Here is a 17,237-nt window from a genome sequence, read left to right as displayed (position 1 = left end):
ACGGCATAGACCGTTCGGCGGATACAGCACGGCGGTCAACCTTGCTATTGTGCATGAACCCTGTGACGCGCATAGGTAAAACGCACGCCGCGTCATATCTCTTTAAACTGGGCGTTTCCGGTTCGATTCTCGTGGCATCACCAACAAGGAGACATACATGAACTATCGACGTCTGGGCCGTTCCGGCCTGCAAGTCAGCGAACTGTCCATCGGCTCGTGGGTCACGTACGGCAACCAGGTGGATCATCGCGCCGCGCGTGAATCGCTTGCCGCGGCACGCGACGCCGGCGTCAATTTCTTCGACAACGCCGAGGTCTACGCCGCCGGCAAATCCGAGGAAATCATGGGCCACGCCCTGAAGGAACTCGCGTGGCCGCGCGTGAGCTACGTCGTCTCGACGAAGTTCTTCTGGGGGCTCACGGAAGCGCCGAACCAGTACTACACGCTCAATCGCAAATATCTGCTGAACGCGATCGACGGCTCGTTGAAGCGTCTGCAACTCGATTATGTCGATCTCGTGTTCTGTCATCGTCCCGACCCGAACACGCCGATCGAAGAAACGGTCTGGGCGATGAGCGACATGATCTCGCGCGGCAAGGCACTGTACTGGGGCACTTCCGAGTGGAGCGCCGATGAAATCCGCGCCGCTTATGAAATAGCCGAACGGCATCATCTTCACAAACCGGTCATGGAACAGCCGCAATACAACCTGTTTCACCGCAAGCGCGTCGAGCAGGAATACAAGCGGCTCTACGAAGACATCGGTCTCGGCCTGACCACGTGGAGCCCTCTCGCGTCCGGCCTGCTCACCGGCAAGTATCGCGATGGCGTGCCCGCCGACAGCCGCGCTCAGTTGCAGGGTTATGACTGGCTGCGCAAGGCGCTCACCGACCCGGCCCGCAACAACGTGGTCGGCCAGCTCGGCGCGCTCGCCGACGAACTCGGCTGCACGGTCGGTCAGCTCGCGATTGCGTGGATTCTGAAAAATCCGAACGTCAGCACCGTGATCACGGGCGCTTCGCGGGTCGAGCAGATCGGCGAAAACATGAAATCCATTGAAGTGGCCGAGCGCATCACACCCGAGATCAAACAGCGGATCGAGGAAATCATCGGCGACGCTCACGAGTGAGCGCACAGCCCCGCTGATAACCGGGCAGATAGCCGGCGGTGCGGGGTCGCGTACAATACGCGGCCGCGCACCGTAGTCCCCGGGCCAGCCTGCGCTCTTTCCAGCCTCTTCTCATCATGCTCAGCTACCGCCACGCCTTTCATGCCGGCAATCACGCCGATGTTCTGAAACACACCGTCGTGTTGCAGCTATTGCGCTATCTCGGCCAGAAGGACAAAGCCTACTGGTATATCGACACGCATGCGGGCGCCGGCGTTTATTCGCTGAAAGAAGGCTACGCGACCAAGACCGGCGAATTCGAGACAGGCATTGCCAAATTGTGGGAACGCAACGACCTGCCATCGCTCTTCGCCGAATACGTCGATGAAGTCAGCGCGCTCAACGCCGATGGCCAACTGCGCTTTTATCCCGGCTCGCCGTATATCGCGTGGCGGCAACTGCGCGAACAGGACCGCATGCGTCTGTTCGAACTGCACACCACCGAAATCGACGTGCTGCGGCACAATTTCCGCGACGCGGGGCGCCGCGCGATGCTTTACGCGGGCGATGGTTTCGACGGCATCCTCGCGCTGTTGCCACCGGCGCCGCGCCGGGCGCTGGTGCTGCTCGACCCGTCGTATGAAGACAAGCGCGACTACACGCGCACGCTGCGCTGCGTCGAGGAAAGCCTGAAGCGCTTTCCGACCGGCACGTATGCGGTCTGGTATCCGCAGGTCAAGCGTCCCGAATCGCAGCGTTTCCCGGATCAGCTGAAGCAGCTGCAAAAAGACAACTGGCTGCACGTCAGCCTGACTGTCAGCAATCCGCCGGCCGACGGTTTTGGACTTTTCGGCAGCGGCATGTTCATTCTGAATCCGCCGTACACGCTCGCGAAGATGCTGAAGGATCAGATGCCTTGGCTCGTCGAGCTGCTTGGCGAAGACAAGGCAGCGACGTTCAAGGTCGAATATCGCGGCAATTGAATGCGGTGTTTGCGCGTGAAACGCGCCTGAGCGTTGACGCAGAGCGCTCAGGTTGGCAATGCGCCGCGCGGCACTGAAGCCGCGCTGTCCTACGCAGTATCGTGCCGCGTCTTATCAAAGCGATTCTGTACCGGTTGCGCCTGTATTCCCATGCATCCCGCGTGAGTCCGCGGATGCCCGCACCACGCGCAACCGGATAACCCGCCCCGCTCACTTCAGCTGCGCGGCTGCCTTGATCGCGAAATCGTTGGTGTAGGTCGCGCTCAGATCGATCTTCTTCGGGTCGAGCCGGTTATCGAACGACGACAGCGCGCGCAACGAAGTCGCCGGGCCGTCCGCGGGCATCAGGCCGTCCGGCGAATACGCGTCGCGCACGTTGTGAAAAGCCTCGATATAGAGCGTCGGGTCGCCCAGCAGATAGGCCTGCGGCACCATCTTCAGCACATCGGCGTCGCTCGCGGTTTGCAGCCAGCGGTTCGCGCGCACGATCGCATTGGTCAGCGCCTGTGTTGTCTTCGGATTTTTCTGGATGAAAGTCTCCGGCGCGTAGAGCGTCGCCGCGGGCATCGTGCCGCCGAACACGTCCTTCGTGCCCTTCACCGTGCGCGTATCGACCAGCACCTTGATCGCGCCGCTGCGCGTGAGCTTGGTCATCATCGGATCGACGTTGGAAAGCGCGTCGATCTGTCCGTTGCTCACCGCGGCCAACACAGTCGCGCCGCTGCCGACGCCGATCGCTGAAATGTCGCTGCGTTGCACGCCGGCCTTGCGCAAGGCCACCGTCAACACGAGATCCGTCGACGAACCCGGCGCGCTCACGCCGACCTTCGCGCCCTTGAAATCCGCGAGCGACTTGATCTGATCGGCCTTCGATGTCACGACGGCAATAACGATCTGCGGCGCGCGGCCCATCAACGCGAACGCACGATAGTGCTGCCCCTTCGCCTGCATGAACAGCGTGTGCTCGAAGGCGCCCGCGCCGACGTCGGCGCTGCCGCCCACCACTGCTTCGAGCGCCTTCGAACCGCCCGCGAAATCCGCGAGCGTGACATTCAGGCCTTCATCCTTGAAGTAGCCAAGCTGTTGCGCGGCAAGCACCGGCAAATAGTAAAGACCGGGCAAACCACCGACGGCCATCGTCAGCGTCGGCTTTTCGGGGGTGTCCTTCGCGAACGCCGCGCCGGGCAGCACGGCAAGCGCAAACAGCATTACGCAGGCGCGCGTGGCACGCTGCATCCAGTGAATTGGCATGTCGATGTCTCCTTGTTCTGTTTGCCGATCGAAGCATTGACGCGCGCGTGCCACGTTGTGGGCTCGAGACGGCGCAGCGCGAAACGATTGTCGTCGGACGGTTTCGTGTACGCCATGCGCCCAAACCCCAATGCGACGTCGCGAACGCGCGCCCGCGCGTGGGCAATACGTGCGACCGCGCGCTCCGCACAGCGGGAGAAGGCTCAGTACGTCACGACATGACGGAAGGAAAACGAGTTGGCAGGAACCTCTCAGCCGATCCCGGCAGGCTCGCATTGCAGGAACGCTTCGGCCAGACACCCCTTGCGACCGCGCACCACAGTGCATCGGCAACCGACTGTTCAATGACGCGGAAAACCCCATCGCAACGCGATGCCCCGAAAGAAGCAAATCGGAGACAAGACCCGTCGCCGGACTTTTTTTTACGGCTTTACAAGCCTATCGAGGAGCGGGCAACGGGCGAGGCGGCGATGGACGCACTGGCGTGCTACCGCCCACCGGCAACTGGATATACGGCGCAACAACGAACGGCGGCGACGATTCCTGCGGCAACTCGGCGGGCGCCGCGGGGGACGGCGCAGCGACGATCGGTTGTGTCACGGGAGGCGCGCTAAGCAGCACCGTACCGCTTTGACCGTCGTTGATACCACCCAGCGTATCGAGAATCACCGGCCTGCGCGCGCTATCGGATACCGCGAACGCACCGGGAACGGCACAGATGGTTGTCAACGCCACCACGGCGGCCATGGTCAGCGCGGATTGGAATGATTGGAGCGAGCGGACGGAGGACATGGGCGGCCTGGTCGGTTATGAATGTAGTCCCGGCTTGCGCGAAAACGTCTTACCTTACCTCGGTCTGAATTACGAAGCTAGTCGATATTCGCCATCACCAGCTTCCATGCGACGGCGGTTCGAGAACCGCGACCGGCAGCGGAAATTTCAGGCTCCAGATACGACAAAGCCCCGTTTCGACGGGGCTTACGCTTTACTGCAATGGTCGCGCAAATTACGCACGCCCGGTCAAACCAGAGGTTGAGACTTACAGCGAATAACCGTTGGTTTCGAGCGAGCGGATACGCTGTTCAAGCTGGACGATATCCGACGACGATGCGAGGTAGGCTTCGCGGCGGTCACGTTCGGCGGTTTCGAACCAGGTGCTCAGCGTTTCAAGAAAGTATGCAAACATGACGTTCTCCAAGGATCAGATCGAATCCCCGGTGATCGGACATCAGGGATTTCCCGTAAAAGGGTTAACCCGAATTATAGCCCGATAGTGCAACCTGACCAGTGAAATGCCCGCATGATGCGCATTCCATTTTGGAATAATGCACAGACAATGTGCATGAATATGTCTGATTTTATTGAGATTTATCGCTGTCGAAGTCGCACCCCCAATTCTCGCCGTCAATTCGCGCACCATTAATGTGCAAAGCGCTTGAACGGGTCGCAAGCAATTCAAAGTCGACTCGCCTCCGAGCGTTGCTCAAGGTCAAAGCGGATGACAACCCTGCCCTGAAACCAGGTCCGTATCGGCAAGCCGCTCGATGATCGGGCAATCGGGCCGGTCGTCGCCGTGGCAGTGATCGGCGAGATGTGCAAGCGTGTCGCGCATGTCAGTCAGTTCAGTAATGCGGCGATCGAGTTCCGCGACATGCTCGAGCGCGATCCGCTTGACTTCGGCGCTCGCGCGCGAGCGATCGTTCCATAGCGCCAGCAACCGCCGGATATCCTCGACCAGAAAGCCAAGCCGGCGCGCCTGCCGGATGAAACGCAGCGAATGCACTTCCTGTGGGCCGTATACGCGATAACCGGCGCTCGTACGCGCCTTCGCCGTCAGCAGACCGACGCTTTCGTAATAGCGGATCATCTTCGCCGTGACGCCCGACGCGCGGGCCGCTTCGCCAATATTCATGATCGTTTCCTCTCAGGATTTGAGTCGATCGTACACCTTCCCATGATTGGAAGGTCAGCCGCCTAAATACGGATCGGCAGGCATAATTCAACTATCCGCCAACTGATTCCACCGAGGTCTGCAATGACGATCGAACTCCACGTAGAAGGTATGAGCTGCCAGCATTGTGTCGCGGCTGTGACGAACGCGATTCGCGAACACGACGCCGCCGCGCGGGTTCAGGTGGATCTCGCGGCGGGCCGCGTCGTGGTGGATTCGGCGCAGTCCGTCGACGCGCTGAAGGCTGCAATCGACGAAGCCGGCTACACGGTCACTTCTGCGGTCACGTCGGTCAGCTAAACGGGGCGACGATCATGTTCAAGGTTGCCGTCATCGGTGGCTCAGGGCTGCTCGGCCGCGCGCTGGTCGACGAACTGGCGCGCGAGACCGGCTGGCAAATCTTCTCGACCTCGTTCAGCCGGCCATCACCGGAAAGCGTCACGCTAGACATTCGAGACGGGCAGGCCGTCAGACAGTTCATCGATCGCGTGGCGCCGCATGCAGTGGTGATTGCCGCGGCGGAGCGCCGCCCTGATGTCTGCGAACACGATCCGGCGCTGGCCCGCGCGCTGAACGTCGATGCCGTGCGCACCATTGCCGCGGCGGCGAACCACTGCGGCGCGTGGACCCTGTCGCTGTCGACCGACTACGTGTTCGACGGCACCCATCCGCCCTATCGCCACGACAGCGCGCCCGCGCCGCTCAACGCGTACGGCCACAGCAAGCTCGACGGAGAGCGGGCGCTGAGCGAAACGGCCGAACGCGGCTGCGTACTGCGTTTGCCGCTTCTGTATGGGCCGATCGTCAGTTGGTCGGAATCGGCGGTGACGAGTCTCGTGCCGGCGATCGCCGCATCGGCCGCCCCCAATGGTCAGCCCGCCACGATGGACGCATGGGCGATTCGCTATCCGACTTACACGCCGGATGTCGCATTCGTGATCCGGCAAATGCTCGAATGGCATGCGAACGGCGAAACGATCTCCGGCATCGTCCAATGGTCGGGCGACGAACCGATGACCAAGTACGAGATTGCCGTGCGTCTCGCCGAAGCGCTGCAACTCGATGCACATCTGACGCCGCAGCGCACGCCAATCGATGCGACGCCTCGCCCGCACAACTGCCATCTGGCGTCAAGCCGTCTGGAGGCGTTGGGGATCGGACGGCGTACTCCGTTTGACGCGGCGATCCGCGAGGTGCTGACCGCGTTTCCGTGGCGAGGCGATTCATCGGCGGCTTGAGCCCTGAGCGCGGGCCCCGCACCAGGTTTCATGCTGCCTGAAAACGCTCGAAGTCGATTGGCATAGATGGCGATTCGCCTGCCATTGCTGCATTTTCGTAGCGAGATGATCCGCGGCGAGCTTGCACGAGCAACGCAAGCCCGTATCGATCGCGTACAGCGGAGCCAGCCTGCGCCGGTTAATGAAAATCCCGGCTCGTCGTAGCTAGTTCCCCGAGCCATGCGCTGTAATCCTCGAGACGATGAGCGACGAGATGAACCACCTCGCCCTTCTGCGTGTGGCGGCTTTTCTGCTTTGCGCCACCGCGCCGCTCAGCCTCCCGAGCCTCGTTCGCATGACGCGTGATGTCTGCCCTGTCACCCCCCGTCGTCACACCGTCGTCGCGCTGCAAGACGCCATAGACCGCCAGCAGCGATGAACCCAGCAACGCCTTGCGCTGCTTTTCCACCAGCGACGGCCAGACAATCACATTGACCGAGCCGGTTTCATCCTCGATGGAAACGAATACGGTACCGTTCGCCGTGCCCGGCCGCTGTCGCACTGTGACGATGCCGCACGCGCGCGCGAGCGTGCCATGTCCGCAGGTGGCGAGCTCGGCTGCCGTGCGAAAACGCTGCTTCGCGAGACGCGCGCGCAACAGCGCGAGAGGGTGACGATTGAGCGTGAGACCGAGACTCGCGTAGTCGTCGACGATCTCACGATGCTCGCTGGCCGGCGGCAGCGCGAGCGACGCTTCGGCAATCGGCGCATCGCGCAGCAGCTTCGGTACCGTGTGCTGCGCGGTCACGGCCCACCACGCCTCGCGCCGATGACCCGCGATGCTGGCCAGCGCATTCGCCGCGGCCAGCGCCTCGAGATCGCGCCGCGTCAAGGCCGCGCGACGCGCGAGATCGTCGACGGCCGCAAACGGCGCGGCGCGGCGGGCCGTCATGATGCGCTCGGCGGCCTCCTGCGCGAGCCCCTTGATCAGGTGCAGACCAATGCGCACCGCCGGCCCGCGCGCGCCATAGGTAGCCGACGGCTGGAATATGCGCGCGGTCCGGCGCCGCGCGGCGAGCCGGACCGTCCGGCTCGCTTTCAGATGCGGTAAGGACAGATTGCGCAGTTGCTGCGCGGACAGCACCGCGTACTGACGACGCAGCCGGGTCTCGTCCGCCACGATTCGCTGTCCTTCGGCATCGCGCCGCTCGAAGGTCGACTCCCAGTCGCTCACGCTGACATCGGGCGGCCGTATCTTGACGCCATGACGCTTCGCGTCCTGCACCAGTTGCGACGGTGAATAAAAACCCAGCGGCTGGCTGTTCAGCAAACCCACCAGAAAAGCGGCCGGCTCATAACGCTTCAGCCACGCGCTCAGATAGACCAGCAACGCGAAGCTCGCCGCGTGACTTTCGGGAAAACCGTATTCGCCGAAGCCTTCGATCTGTTTGCAGATGCGGTCGATAAACGACTGCTCATAGCCACGCGCCAGCATCCGATCGGTCAGATCCTTCTGATACTTCGAGAGATTGCCTTTGCGCCGCCAGGCGGCCATCGCGCGCCTGAGCTCGTCGGCCTGCTCGCCCGTATATTCCGCCGCGACCATCGCCAGATGCATGACCTGCTCCTGGAAAATCGGCACACCGAGCGTGCGTTCAAGCACTGGCCGCAATTCTTCCTTCGCGTAATCGATCGGTTCGAGCTTCTGTTTGCGGCGCAGATACGGATGCACCATGCCACCCTGAATCGGCCCCGGCCGCACGATCGCCACTTCGATCACAAGGTCGTAGTACTCGCTCGGCTTCAGACGCGGCAGCATGCTTTGCTGCGCGCGCGATTCGATCTGGAACACGCCGATCGTGTCCGCATGGCCGCACATCTCGTAGACGCCACGATCCTCGCGCGGGATGTCCTGCATCCGGAACCGCGGAAAACCGCGACGCAACGCGACGAACTCGAGCGCGCGACGAATCGCCGACAGCATGCCGAGCGCAAGTACGTCGACTTTCAGCAGCTTGAGCGCGTCGATATCGTCCTTGTCCCACTCGATCACGCTGCGGTCCTTCATCGACGCGTTTTCGATCGGCACGAGCCGCGACAATCGATCCTTCGCGATCACGAAGCCACCGACATGTTGCGACAGATGCCGCGGAAAATTGCGCAGCTCCCTGGTGAGCCGGATCAGATTCTGCGTGATATGCGAGCTCGCATCGAAGCCTGCTTCGGCCAGATAGGCAGCCACCGCGTCGGGCCCATCCCACCATTGCTGCGACTTGCTGATCCGCTCGATCAGCGACGCTTCGAGACCCAGCGCCTTGCCGACGTCTTTCAGCGCGCTGCGCGCGCGATAGGTGATCAGCGATGCCGTCAGCGCCGCGCGATGACGACCGTACTTCGCATAGATGTACTGGATCACCTCTTCGCGCCGTTGATGCTCGAAGTCGACGTCGATATCGGGCGGCTCGTTGCGGGCGCGCGAGATGAATCGCTCGATCAGCATGTTCATGCTGACCGGATCGATTTCCGTCACATGCAGGCAGTAGCACACGATCGAATTCGCCGCCGACCCTCGCCCCTGACACAGGATGTTTCTGGAGCGCGCGAAACTCACGATATCGTGCACCGTCAGAAAATATTTTTCGTATTTCAGATCGGCGATCAGGTTCAGCTCTTTCTCGATCTGCTGGATCCGCTTCAGGTCGAGGCCGCCCGGCCAGCGCTCCATCGCGCCGGCCATGACCAGCTTGCGCAGATAGCTCGGCGGCGACTCGCCCCGGGGTACCAGTTCCTCCGGGTATTCGTATTGCAGCTCATCGAGCGAGAAGCGGCATAACGCGGCGATGCGCAGCGTCTCTTCGAGCGTATCACTCGGATACAGCTTGCCCAGCCGCACACGCGTGCGCAGATGCCGCTCCGCATTGGCCTCCAGCGCATAGCCGCAGGCCGATAGCGGCGTGCCGAGACCGATCGAGGTCAGCGTATCCTGCAGCGGCTTGCGCGAGCGCGTGTGCATCAGCGCGCCTCCCGCTGCGACGAGCGGCAAACCGCTCTCTTTGGAAAGCAGTCGCAACGCGTCGATCTGAAGATCGTCGCTGCCGGTTTGCCAGAGCTCGAGCGCGATCCATGCACGCCGCGCCGCGAACGACGCCAGCCAATGCGCGCAACGCAGCGTGTGCGACAGCGTCGCCGTGCGTTGCGGCACGAGCAGCAGCACGCAATCGGGCAGTCCTTGCAGATGCTCGAGATGCGGCAGCGAGGCGGTGAAATCTTCCGGACCGAGGCGATAGCTGCCTTTGTCCGCACGCGAGCGCGCGAGCGTGATCAGCTCGGCAAGGTTGCCATAGCCGTTGCGATTGATGGCGAGCGCAACCAGCGTGCAGAAGGGCTTGCCGTCGGCATCGGTCAGATTGAATTCGCTGCCGATGATGAGGTGAGGGACCGGCTTTGATGGTTTGCTGTTGGGGCCTTCATTGAGGGATTCGTTGGCGGTTTCGTTAGTGGCTTCGTTAGCGCCTTCCTGCGTGGCTGGCTCCGACGGCAAAGACGCGCTGATGGCGTCTTCCGGAGAGGCTTCGGCTTGTGTGGCCTGGCGGCGGGCCTTTTCTTCGCGCTCCTTCCGTTCGCGTTCCTGTTCTTTCGCGATGTCCTTTACCGTCGTATGAGCGCGCACGACGCCAGCCAGCGAACATTCGTCGGTAATCGCGAGCGCGCTGTAGCCGCACGCCATCGCCCGCTCAACAAGCTCATGCGGCTGCGAAGCCCCGCGCAGGAACGAGAAATTGGTCAGGCAATGCAGCTCCGCGTACGCCGGCAGGTGCGCCGCGAATGTCTGCTGCGAGAAGGACGGTTCAGGCATCTTCATCGCATTCAGCCGAACAGACCCTGCAAATACCACTCGCCGTTGACCCGCTCGCGATACACCCAGAACATGTGGCCGCGATCGTCGGCCGCGATGTAGTAATCGCGCGCGACGGGATTGCCGTCCCACCACCCCGCTTCGATTCGCTCGGTACGCGTGAGCATTTTCAGCGGCCGGCGATAGATCGGCCGCTGATCACGCATCATCAGACGCAACGGCTGATCGAGCAGCCAGAGCGGACGAGGTTGCGAAGGCAACTCGCTGTCGGGGAGATCTTCGGGCACGGCCTGGACATTGGGCTCGGGTTGCGCCGTCGCCGAAGCGTTCGCCGTGCCGGCCGGCGCGGATGAGGCTGAGCGGTCGTGTGCCGATGGCTCACTGCCCTCACGCTCTTCTTGCGCGGCATTGCGCAGTTCATCGGTAAGCCAGGTCTTGTCCGCCTTGACCTTGGCGCGGCTCTTCGCGGGCGCGCGCTGTCTGCGTGAAAACGCCTGCGCCTCGTAGGCTTCCACGCGCATGGACCGCTCCGGACGATGATCGTCCTGCACCGACATCTGCAGCACGTTCTCGGGCCCTAGCCGCGCGCTCAGCCGTTCGAGCAGCCGCGCGAGAGAATCGCCGTCCGACTCCGGCATCGGAAACAACGTGTCCGAGCGCCCGGCATGGTCGACGATCTGATCCGCTACCAGCTTCAGTTCGATGACGGGCGCCGCCAGCACTGTCTGGTTCAGCTTTTCCCTCAACAGCCAGATCAGATGCTCGGCATCGCGTGACGGTATCGCCCACGCGACCTTCAGACTCGATGTCTTCGACGCATGGCGCGACGCCAACTCATGCTCGAACAGCAACGTATAACCGCTGAGCGCCGCATGATGCGCATTCAGCCAGCCGGCCAGCTGCACGATCAACCGGCGCGCGGCGAACAGCAGCGCATCGGCGTTATCGACTCGCGACGGCAACTCCAGTTGCGCATGAAACGACGCTGGCGCGCGAAACGATTCGCGTGGATCGGCCCGCGTGCCGTACGCCTGCGCAAGCAGATCCAGAATGCCGCCGCCGAACCGGCGCACGATGCCGGACCGAGGCAAGCCGCGCAAGTCGGCGAGCGTCGCGCAGCCGACATGCGAGAACGCATCGCGATGCGCCTGCTCGACCGGCAGCAGTGAGACGGGCAACCCATCGAGCACATGTGCGAGCGACGCCGCCTTGACTACATGCCAACGGCGCCCCTGCCGGCACGCGCGCGCCTGGGCCAATAGCCACGCTCCCCAGGCGGTCGGTGCACAGGCAATGCGCGCCACATAACCGAATGCCGCCACCGTGGCCGATACCCGCGACAACAGCGCGCGCAAGCCGCCGAACAGGCGCAGGCCGGAGCCGACTTCCAGCAGCAGCGTGTGTGCGTCGGCGAGTGACACCTTGGGCGTGTAGCTCAGCAAAGCCAGCGCAATCGCTTCGAATGCCTGGGTTTCACGGGCGGCATCGGCGGCAAGCAGCGTCAAACCGGGTGCCAGCGCCAATGCGTACGAGCGCGAGTGCCCAACCTGAACGCCGGCACGCAAGGCGTCGAGATCCGGCATCAGGATGTGTGCATGATCGGCTAGCGCATAACAGCTTCGCTTGTCTGGAGCCGTGGCAACTCGAGGCTGAGCGGTGACGTCACGCGGATCAGGCCGGTTCGGCTTCGCGGGTGAACCATCCGGAGCGAGTGCGAACGGTTTCACTGCTTCCAGCGGCAATAGCGGTAAGGTGACTGCGATCCACAACATGTTTGATCTCTGCGCGTTGATGACTGCCACTTCCGCCTTCCGGCAACACCACGCTCTGTAAAGGCAGAACGAGATGAAGAGGCTCGGCCAGCGGTGGTCCGCGGCGCTTGAAGATGTCGATCGACAGACCGATTTCCTGCAGCCACTGGCGGCGATTGATCGTCTCCGCGTTGGCTGGCAACAGCGGTTCGCAGATCATCCGCAAAGGCGCCGGTGACGATTGCGAGGCCGCCGCCACCGGGCGGATCAGGAATGCGAGCGCTGCCGACTCCTGAGCCGCCACCTGCAAGCGCCGGACCTTGTCGGCACGCGCACTCGGCAGCCAGACCAGCAGCGCGCCGATACCGTCCTGCTTCAATGCCTGAGTGGCAGCCCAAAGCGCCTGATCCTCCGTCGAACGCACCCATAGCACGCGCCCGATATCGATCCCCCATGCCTGCAACGCCGCGACACAGGGTTGATAGGGAGGCGCGACGAGCATGACGTACCGACCGGCCTGTTGTGTCAGATGACGAAGCGCATGAGCCAGCAGGCGCACCTCTCCTAGTCCGCAGTGCTCGATTAGCAGCTCCGTCAGACCACCCGCAGACCAGCCTTGCCCCGGCAACAACCGATCCAGCGCGGCATAGCCACTGGAAATCACACGCGAGTCCGAGCCGGCAAGCTCGTTGCCTTGCCATATCTGACGCTGTAGTTGCGATGACAATGTGGTCGTCGCTAACCGAATCGCTGTGGCCATGGACACACTCTTTGATCGATAACGCTCCGCCTCTGTTGGATGTAGACGCCTTGTCTCGACTGATACCATCGAAAACAAGCATCAGCAGGCAAACAAGGAACGTGCGGTTTTTGCATACAAATATCGCTGATATGCAGCTAACTTCTTGCAGTCGGGAGATTAATGGGGCGCGTTTAGTGGCTCGAAATACTGTATATTTATACAGTATTCTATGGCGAATGTTAAGAGTGAGGAAAGGTGAATGGAGAAGGTACTGCTGATGTGATCGACGTCAGCGCTATCGATGCGATGGGGGGCGTGTTGCGATGCACGCCAGCGTTGCGATGCTGATGCTACGAGGCCGCGGGAAAACCAAACGAGTCTATCGTGTGATGCGCATGCGCGATTTGCGGCTTCTCAGAGACCTACAAGGTCGCTCATCACGCGGCGGCATGACGGCAAAGTGGCTGTGCCCAGTTACCTGGCCGAAGCGGGCTTCGGCTCGATGAGCCGCGAGGAGTTCCATGCCGCGGACCGTGCCGCGGCATCCGTATTCGGCGCCGGACGGGAACACAATGCGTGGAAGCTCGATGACGCGGAGTTCGCTCTGTTTGCATCGATCGCGACGAACTACGACCGGCAGTTGCGTCACGCGCCGCTATGGGCGATCACGGAGGCGAGCGAACGGCTCGACCGGCTTATCATCGGCAGATCCGATTCGGCCCCGGTGCGCAAGCAGGCTTGACGGGCGTGGATATCTGCTGACCGGCGCTAGAACGAAGAAATATTCTGGCTCGACGTCGTAACATCTGGCCGACGTGATGAGACAGGAGCGTCGGAGATGGCTCTGGAACTGACCGTTTTCCAGATTGCCCGGGAAGGGCTGCGATCCGGCACATCCGGAGTGTCGTCCGGCGTTATGCCCGCGCTTCCTGCGCCCGTAAACGCAGAAACCCCACCGCTGGGGGTGGGGTTTCTGACATGAGGGGAGCCTGACGATTACCTACTTTCACACGGGCAATCCGCACTATCATCGGCGTGGAGTCGTTTCACGGTCCTGTTCGGGATGGGAAGGGGTGGGACCGACTCGCTATGGTCATCAGGCATGACGGGTTGCTGCGTCGCTGGGGGTTGGAGTCAACCGGTGAGCGCCACAGCCAATCGGGAAGAAGCGTAAAGGATTCGTGTGTGAATCGTGTTGGGGGGTTGTGTTGGTTCTGGCACAACACTGATCTCAACCGTGCGTCCTGTCACCTCCTGTGGAGGTTCGTATCCCCTTCGGGGATCGGACATCCGTAAGTGCTGAAGCACTAACGGTTGTCGAGACACACCTGTTATAGGATCAAGCCTTACGGGCAATTAGTATCAGTTAGCTCAGTACATTACTGTACGTGCACACCTGACCTATCAACGTCCTGGTCTTGAACGACCCTTCAAGGGGCTTAAAGCCCCGGGGATATCTCATCTCAAGGCGAGTTTCCCGCTTAGATGCTTTCAGCGGTTATCTCTTCCGAACATAGCTACCCGGCGATGCCACTGGCGTGACAACCGGTACACCAGAGGTTCGTCCACTCCGGTCCTCTCGTACTAGGAGCAGGTCCCTTCAAATATCCAGCGCCCACGGCAGATAGGGACCAAACTGTCTCACGACGTTTTAAACCCAGCTCACGTACCTCTTTAAATGGCGAACAGCCATACCCTTGGGACCGGCTACAGCCCCAGGATGAGATGAGCCGACATCGAGGTGCCAAACACCGCCGTCGATATGAACTCTTGGGCGGTATCAGCCTGTTATCCCCAGAGTACCTTTTATCCGTTGAGCGATGGCCCTTCCATACAGAACCACCGGATCACTATGACCTGCTTTCGCACCTGTTCGACTTGTCAGTCTCACAGTCAAGCACGCTTATGCCATTGCACTATCAGCACGATTTCCGACCGTACCTAGCGTACCTTCGTACTCCTCCGTTACACTTTGGGAGGAGACCGCCCCAGTCAAACTGCCTACCATGCACTGTCCCCGATCCGGATTACGGACCAAGGTTAGAACCTCAAACAGATCAGGGTGGTATTTCAAGGACGGCTCCACTGAGACTAGCGTCCCAGCTTCAAAGCCTCCCACCTATCCTACACAGACCGGTTCAAAGTCCAATGCAAAGCTACAGTAAAGGTTCATGGGGTCTTTCCGTCTAGCCGCGGGGAGATTGCATCATCACAAACACTTCAACTTCGCTGAGTCTCGGGAGGAGACAGTGTGGCCATCGTTACGCCATTCGTGCAGGTCGGAACTTACCCGACAAGGAATTTCGCTACCTTAGGACCGTTATAGTTACGGCCGCCGTTTACCGGGACTTCAATCAGGAGCTTGCACCCCATCATTTAATCTTCCGGCACCGGGCAGGCGTCACACCCTATACGTCCACTTTCGTGTTTGCAGAGTGCTGTGTTTTTATTAAACAGTCGCAGCCACCAGTTTATTGCAACCCTTTCACCCTTCTGGCGCAGGCCAGTCAAGCTACAAGGGCGTACCTTATCCCGAAGTTACGGTACCAATTTGCCGAGTTCCTTCTCCCGAGTTCTCTCAAGCGCCTTAGAATACTCATCTCGCCCACCTGTGTCGGTTTGCGGTACGGTCACTGTGAAACTGAAGCTTAGAGGCTTTTCCTGGAACCCCTTCCAGTTGCTTCGCGACCTAAGTCGCTCGCGCCACACCCTTGAATCCTGCGCCCGGATTTGCCAAAGCGCCTTCTCCAATGCAGCGACCGGGACTTCCAACACCCGGACAACCTTCCGCGATCCGTCCCCCCATCGCATTTCACAATGGTGCAGAAATATTAATCTGCTTCCCATCAGCTACGCATTTCTGCCTCGCCTTAGGGGCCGACTCACCCTACGCCGATGAACGTTGCGTAGGAAACCTTGGGCTTACGGCGAGGGGGCCTTTCACCCCCTTTATCGCTACTCATGTCAGCATTCGCACTTCCGATACCTCCAGCACACTTTCCAGTGCACCTTCGCAGGCTTACGGAACGCTCTCCTACCATGCATATAAATATGCATCCGCAGCTTCGGTATATGACTTAGCCCCGTTACATCTTCCGCGCAGGACGACTCGATCAGTGAGCTATTACGCTTTCTTTAAAGGATGGCTGCTTCTAAGCCAACCTCCTGACTGTTTTAGCCTTCCCACTTCGTTTCCCACTTAGTCATATTTGGGGACCTTAGCTGGCGGTCTGGGTTGTTTCCCTCTTGACACCGGACGTTAGCACCCGATGTCTGTCTCCCGTGATTGCACTCTTCGGTATTCGGAGTTTGCTATGGCGTAGTAATCCGCAATGGACCCCACAACCATGACAGTGCTCTACCCCCGAAGGTGATACACGAGGCACTACCTAAATAGTTTTCGGAGAGAACCAGCTATTTCCAGGTTTGTTTAGCCTTTCACCCCTATCCACAGCTCATCCCCTAACTTTTCAACGTTAGTGGGTTCGGTCCTCCAGCACGTGTTACCGTGCCTTCAACCTGGCCATGGATAGATCACCTGGTTTCGGGTCTACACCCAGCGACTGGACGCCCTGTTCGGACTCGCTTTCGCTACGCCTGCCCTAATCGGTTAAGCTTGCCACTGAATGTAAGTCGCTGACCCATTATACAAAAGGTACGCCGTCACCCCTTGCGAGGCTCCGACTGTTTGTATGCATGCGGTTTCAGGATCTGTTTCACTCCCCTCCCGGGGTTCTTTTCGCCTTTCCCTCACGGTACTGGTTCACTATCGGTCGATCACGAGTATTTAGCCTTGGAGGATGGTCCCCCCATCTTCAGACAGGATTTCACGTGTCCCGCCCTACTTGTCGTACACCCAGTTCTTTCCCGCTGTTTTCGTCTACAGGGCTATCACCTGCTATGGCCGCACTTTCCAGAGCGTTCGACTAACAATGAGAATAAAGAGTACAGGCTGATCCCATTTCGCTCGCCACTACTTTGGGAATCTCGGTTGATTTCTTTTCCTGCGGTTACTTAGATGTTTCAGTTCACCGCGTTCGCTTCACGTAGCCTATGTATTCAGCTACGGATACCTCATAAGAGGTGGGTTTCCCCATTCGGACATCTCCGGATCAATGCTCGTTTGCCAGCTCCCCGGAGCTTTTCGCAGGCTACCGCGTCCTTCATCGCCTGTGATCGCCAAGGCATCCACCACATGCACTTGTTCGCTTGACCCTATAACGGGTATGTCTCATCTCGAGACGCACTCGCTACAGGTTGAGTATTCGTGTTGCGCCGTATTCCAAAGCGATCTTTCGATCACTTAAAAATACATCGATACAATCACAACCCTGATTCACCTACTCACGCACCCATCTCTAAGTACGCTTTCGTGAAT

General features: G+C 60.5%; 12 protein-coding genes and 2 rRNA genes. 5 read left to right on the top strand and 9 right to left on the bottom strand.

What is annotated here, in order from left to right:
- Positions 1 to 157 precede the first annotated feature (157 nt).
- A complete protein-coding gene (locus tag L0U82_RS06140; RefSeq protein ID WP_233829171.1) occupies positions 158 to 1,129 on the top strand; it encodes a potassium channel beta subunit family protein in 972 nt (323 codons plus the stop codon).
- A gap of 116 nt (positions 1,130 to 1,245) precedes the next feature.
- Entirely contained in the window at positions 1,246 to 2,091 is an 846-nt protein-coding gene (locus tag L0U82_RS06135; RefSeq protein WP_233829170.1) for a 23S rRNA (adenine(2030)-N(6))-methyltransferase RlmJ, read from the top strand.
- Between the two features lie 210 nt (positions 2,092 to 2,301).
- On the opposite strand, the gene L0U82_RS06130 is transcribed toward L0U82_RS06135, so the two are convergent.
- From L0U82_RS06130 to cueR, 4 genes are all read right to left on the bottom strand, one after another.
- Complete coding sequence (locus L0U82_RS06130) at positions 2,302 to 3,342, bottom strand: ABC transporter substrate-binding protein (protein WP_233829169.1); 1,041 nt, start codon at positions 3,340 to 3,342, stop codon at positions 2,302 to 2,304.
- Positions 3,343 to 3,780: 438 nt separating this feature from the next.
- Complete coding sequence (locus L0U82_RS06125; protein ID WP_233829168.1) at positions 3,781 to 4,089, bottom strand: hypothetical protein; 309 nt, start codon at positions 4,087 to 4,089, stop codon at positions 3,781 to 3,783.
- Between the two features lie 292 nt (positions 4,090 to 4,381).
- Positions 4,382 to 4,528 (bottom strand): DUF3563 family protein, encoded by a 147-nt coding sequence (locus L0U82_RS06120; protein WP_233829167.1) that lies wholly within the window; start codon positions 4,526 to 4,528, stop codon positions 4,382 to 4,384.
- A gap of 303 nt (positions 4,529 to 4,831) precedes the next feature.
- Positions 4,832 to 5,254: a Cu(I)-responsive transcriptional regulator gene (gene cueR / locus L0U82_RS06115; RefSeq protein ID WP_233829165.1), complete on the bottom strand. Its 423-nt coding sequence runs from the start codon at positions 5,252 to 5,254 to the stop codon at positions 4,832 to 4,834.
- A gap of 123 nt (positions 5,255 to 5,377) precedes the next feature.
- Here cueR and L0U82_RS06110 point away from each other — a divergent pair, with 123 nt between their 5' ends.
- Positions 5,378 to 5,593, top strand: coding sequence for a heavy-metal-associated domain-containing protein (locus tag L0U82_RS06110; protein ID WP_233829164.1), 216 nt, complete (start codon positions 5,378 to 5,380; stop codon positions 5,591 to 5,593).
- 14 nt (positions 5,594 to 5,607) lie between these two features.
- The gene (locus tag L0U82_RS06105; RefSeq protein WP_233829163.1) at positions 5,608 to 6,531 is read left to right on the top strand and encodes a dTDP-4-dehydrorhamnose reductase family protein; all 924 of its coding nucleotides are present in this window, start codon (positions 5,608 to 5,610) and stop codon (positions 6,529 to 6,531) included.
- 178 nt (positions 6,532 to 6,709) lie between these two features.
- Here the strand turns inward: L0U82_RS06105 and L0U82_RS06100 are convergent, their stop codons facing one another.
- The 3 genes from L0U82_RS06100 to imuA are packed head-to-tail and all read right to left on the bottom strand — an operon-like array spanning position 6,710 to position 12,877.
- On the bottom strand, positions 6,710 to 10,372 hold the full coding sequence (locus L0U82_RS06100; protein WP_233829162.1) for an error-prone DNA polymerase: 3,663 nt from the start codon (positions 10,370 to 10,372) through the stop codon (positions 6,710 to 6,712).
- A 5-nt stretch (positions 10,373 to 10,377) separates the two neighbouring features.
- Positions 10,378 to 12,138, bottom strand: a complete 1,761-nt coding sequence (locus tag L0U82_RS06095) for a Y-family DNA polymerase (protein ID WP_233829161.1) — start codon at positions 12,136 to 12,138, stop codon at positions 10,378 to 10,380.
- Positions 12,038 to 12,877, bottom strand: a complete 840-nt coding sequence (imuA, locus tag L0U82_RS06090) for a translesion DNA synthesis-associated protein ImuA (RefSeq protein WP_233829160.1) — start codon at positions 12,875 to 12,877, stop codon at positions 12,038 to 12,040. Before imuA ends, L0U82_RS06095 begins: the two co-directional genes overlap by 101 nt.
- Positions 12,878 to 13,319: 442 nt before the next feature.
- On the opposite strand from imuA, the gene L0U82_RS06085 reads away from it, so the two are divergent.
- Positions 13,320 to 13,601 (top strand): hypothetical protein, encoded by a 282-nt coding sequence (locus tag L0U82_RS06085; RefSeq protein ID WP_233829159.1) that lies wholly within the window; start codon positions 13,320 to 13,322, stop codon positions 13,599 to 13,601.
- Between the two features lie 245 nt (positions 13,602 to 13,846).
- Here L0U82_RS06085 and rrf read toward each other — a convergent pair.
- Positions 13,847 to 13,960, bottom strand: a 5S ribosomal RNA gene (gene rrf / locus L0U82_RS06080).
- 234 nt (positions 13,961 to 14,194) lie between these two features.
- Positions 14,195 to 17,074 (bottom strand): 23S ribosomal RNA (locus L0U82_RS06075).
- Between the last annotated feature and the right edge of the window lie 163 nt (positions 17,075 to 17,237).

It is taken from the genome of Paraburkholderia sp. ZP32-5, from assembly GCF_021390495.1.
Taxonomy (GTDB): Bacteria; Pseudomonadota; Gammaproteobacteria; order Burkholderiales; family Burkholderiaceae; genus Paraburkholderia.
This window is presented reverse-complemented; position numbering and strand designations above follow the sequence as displayed.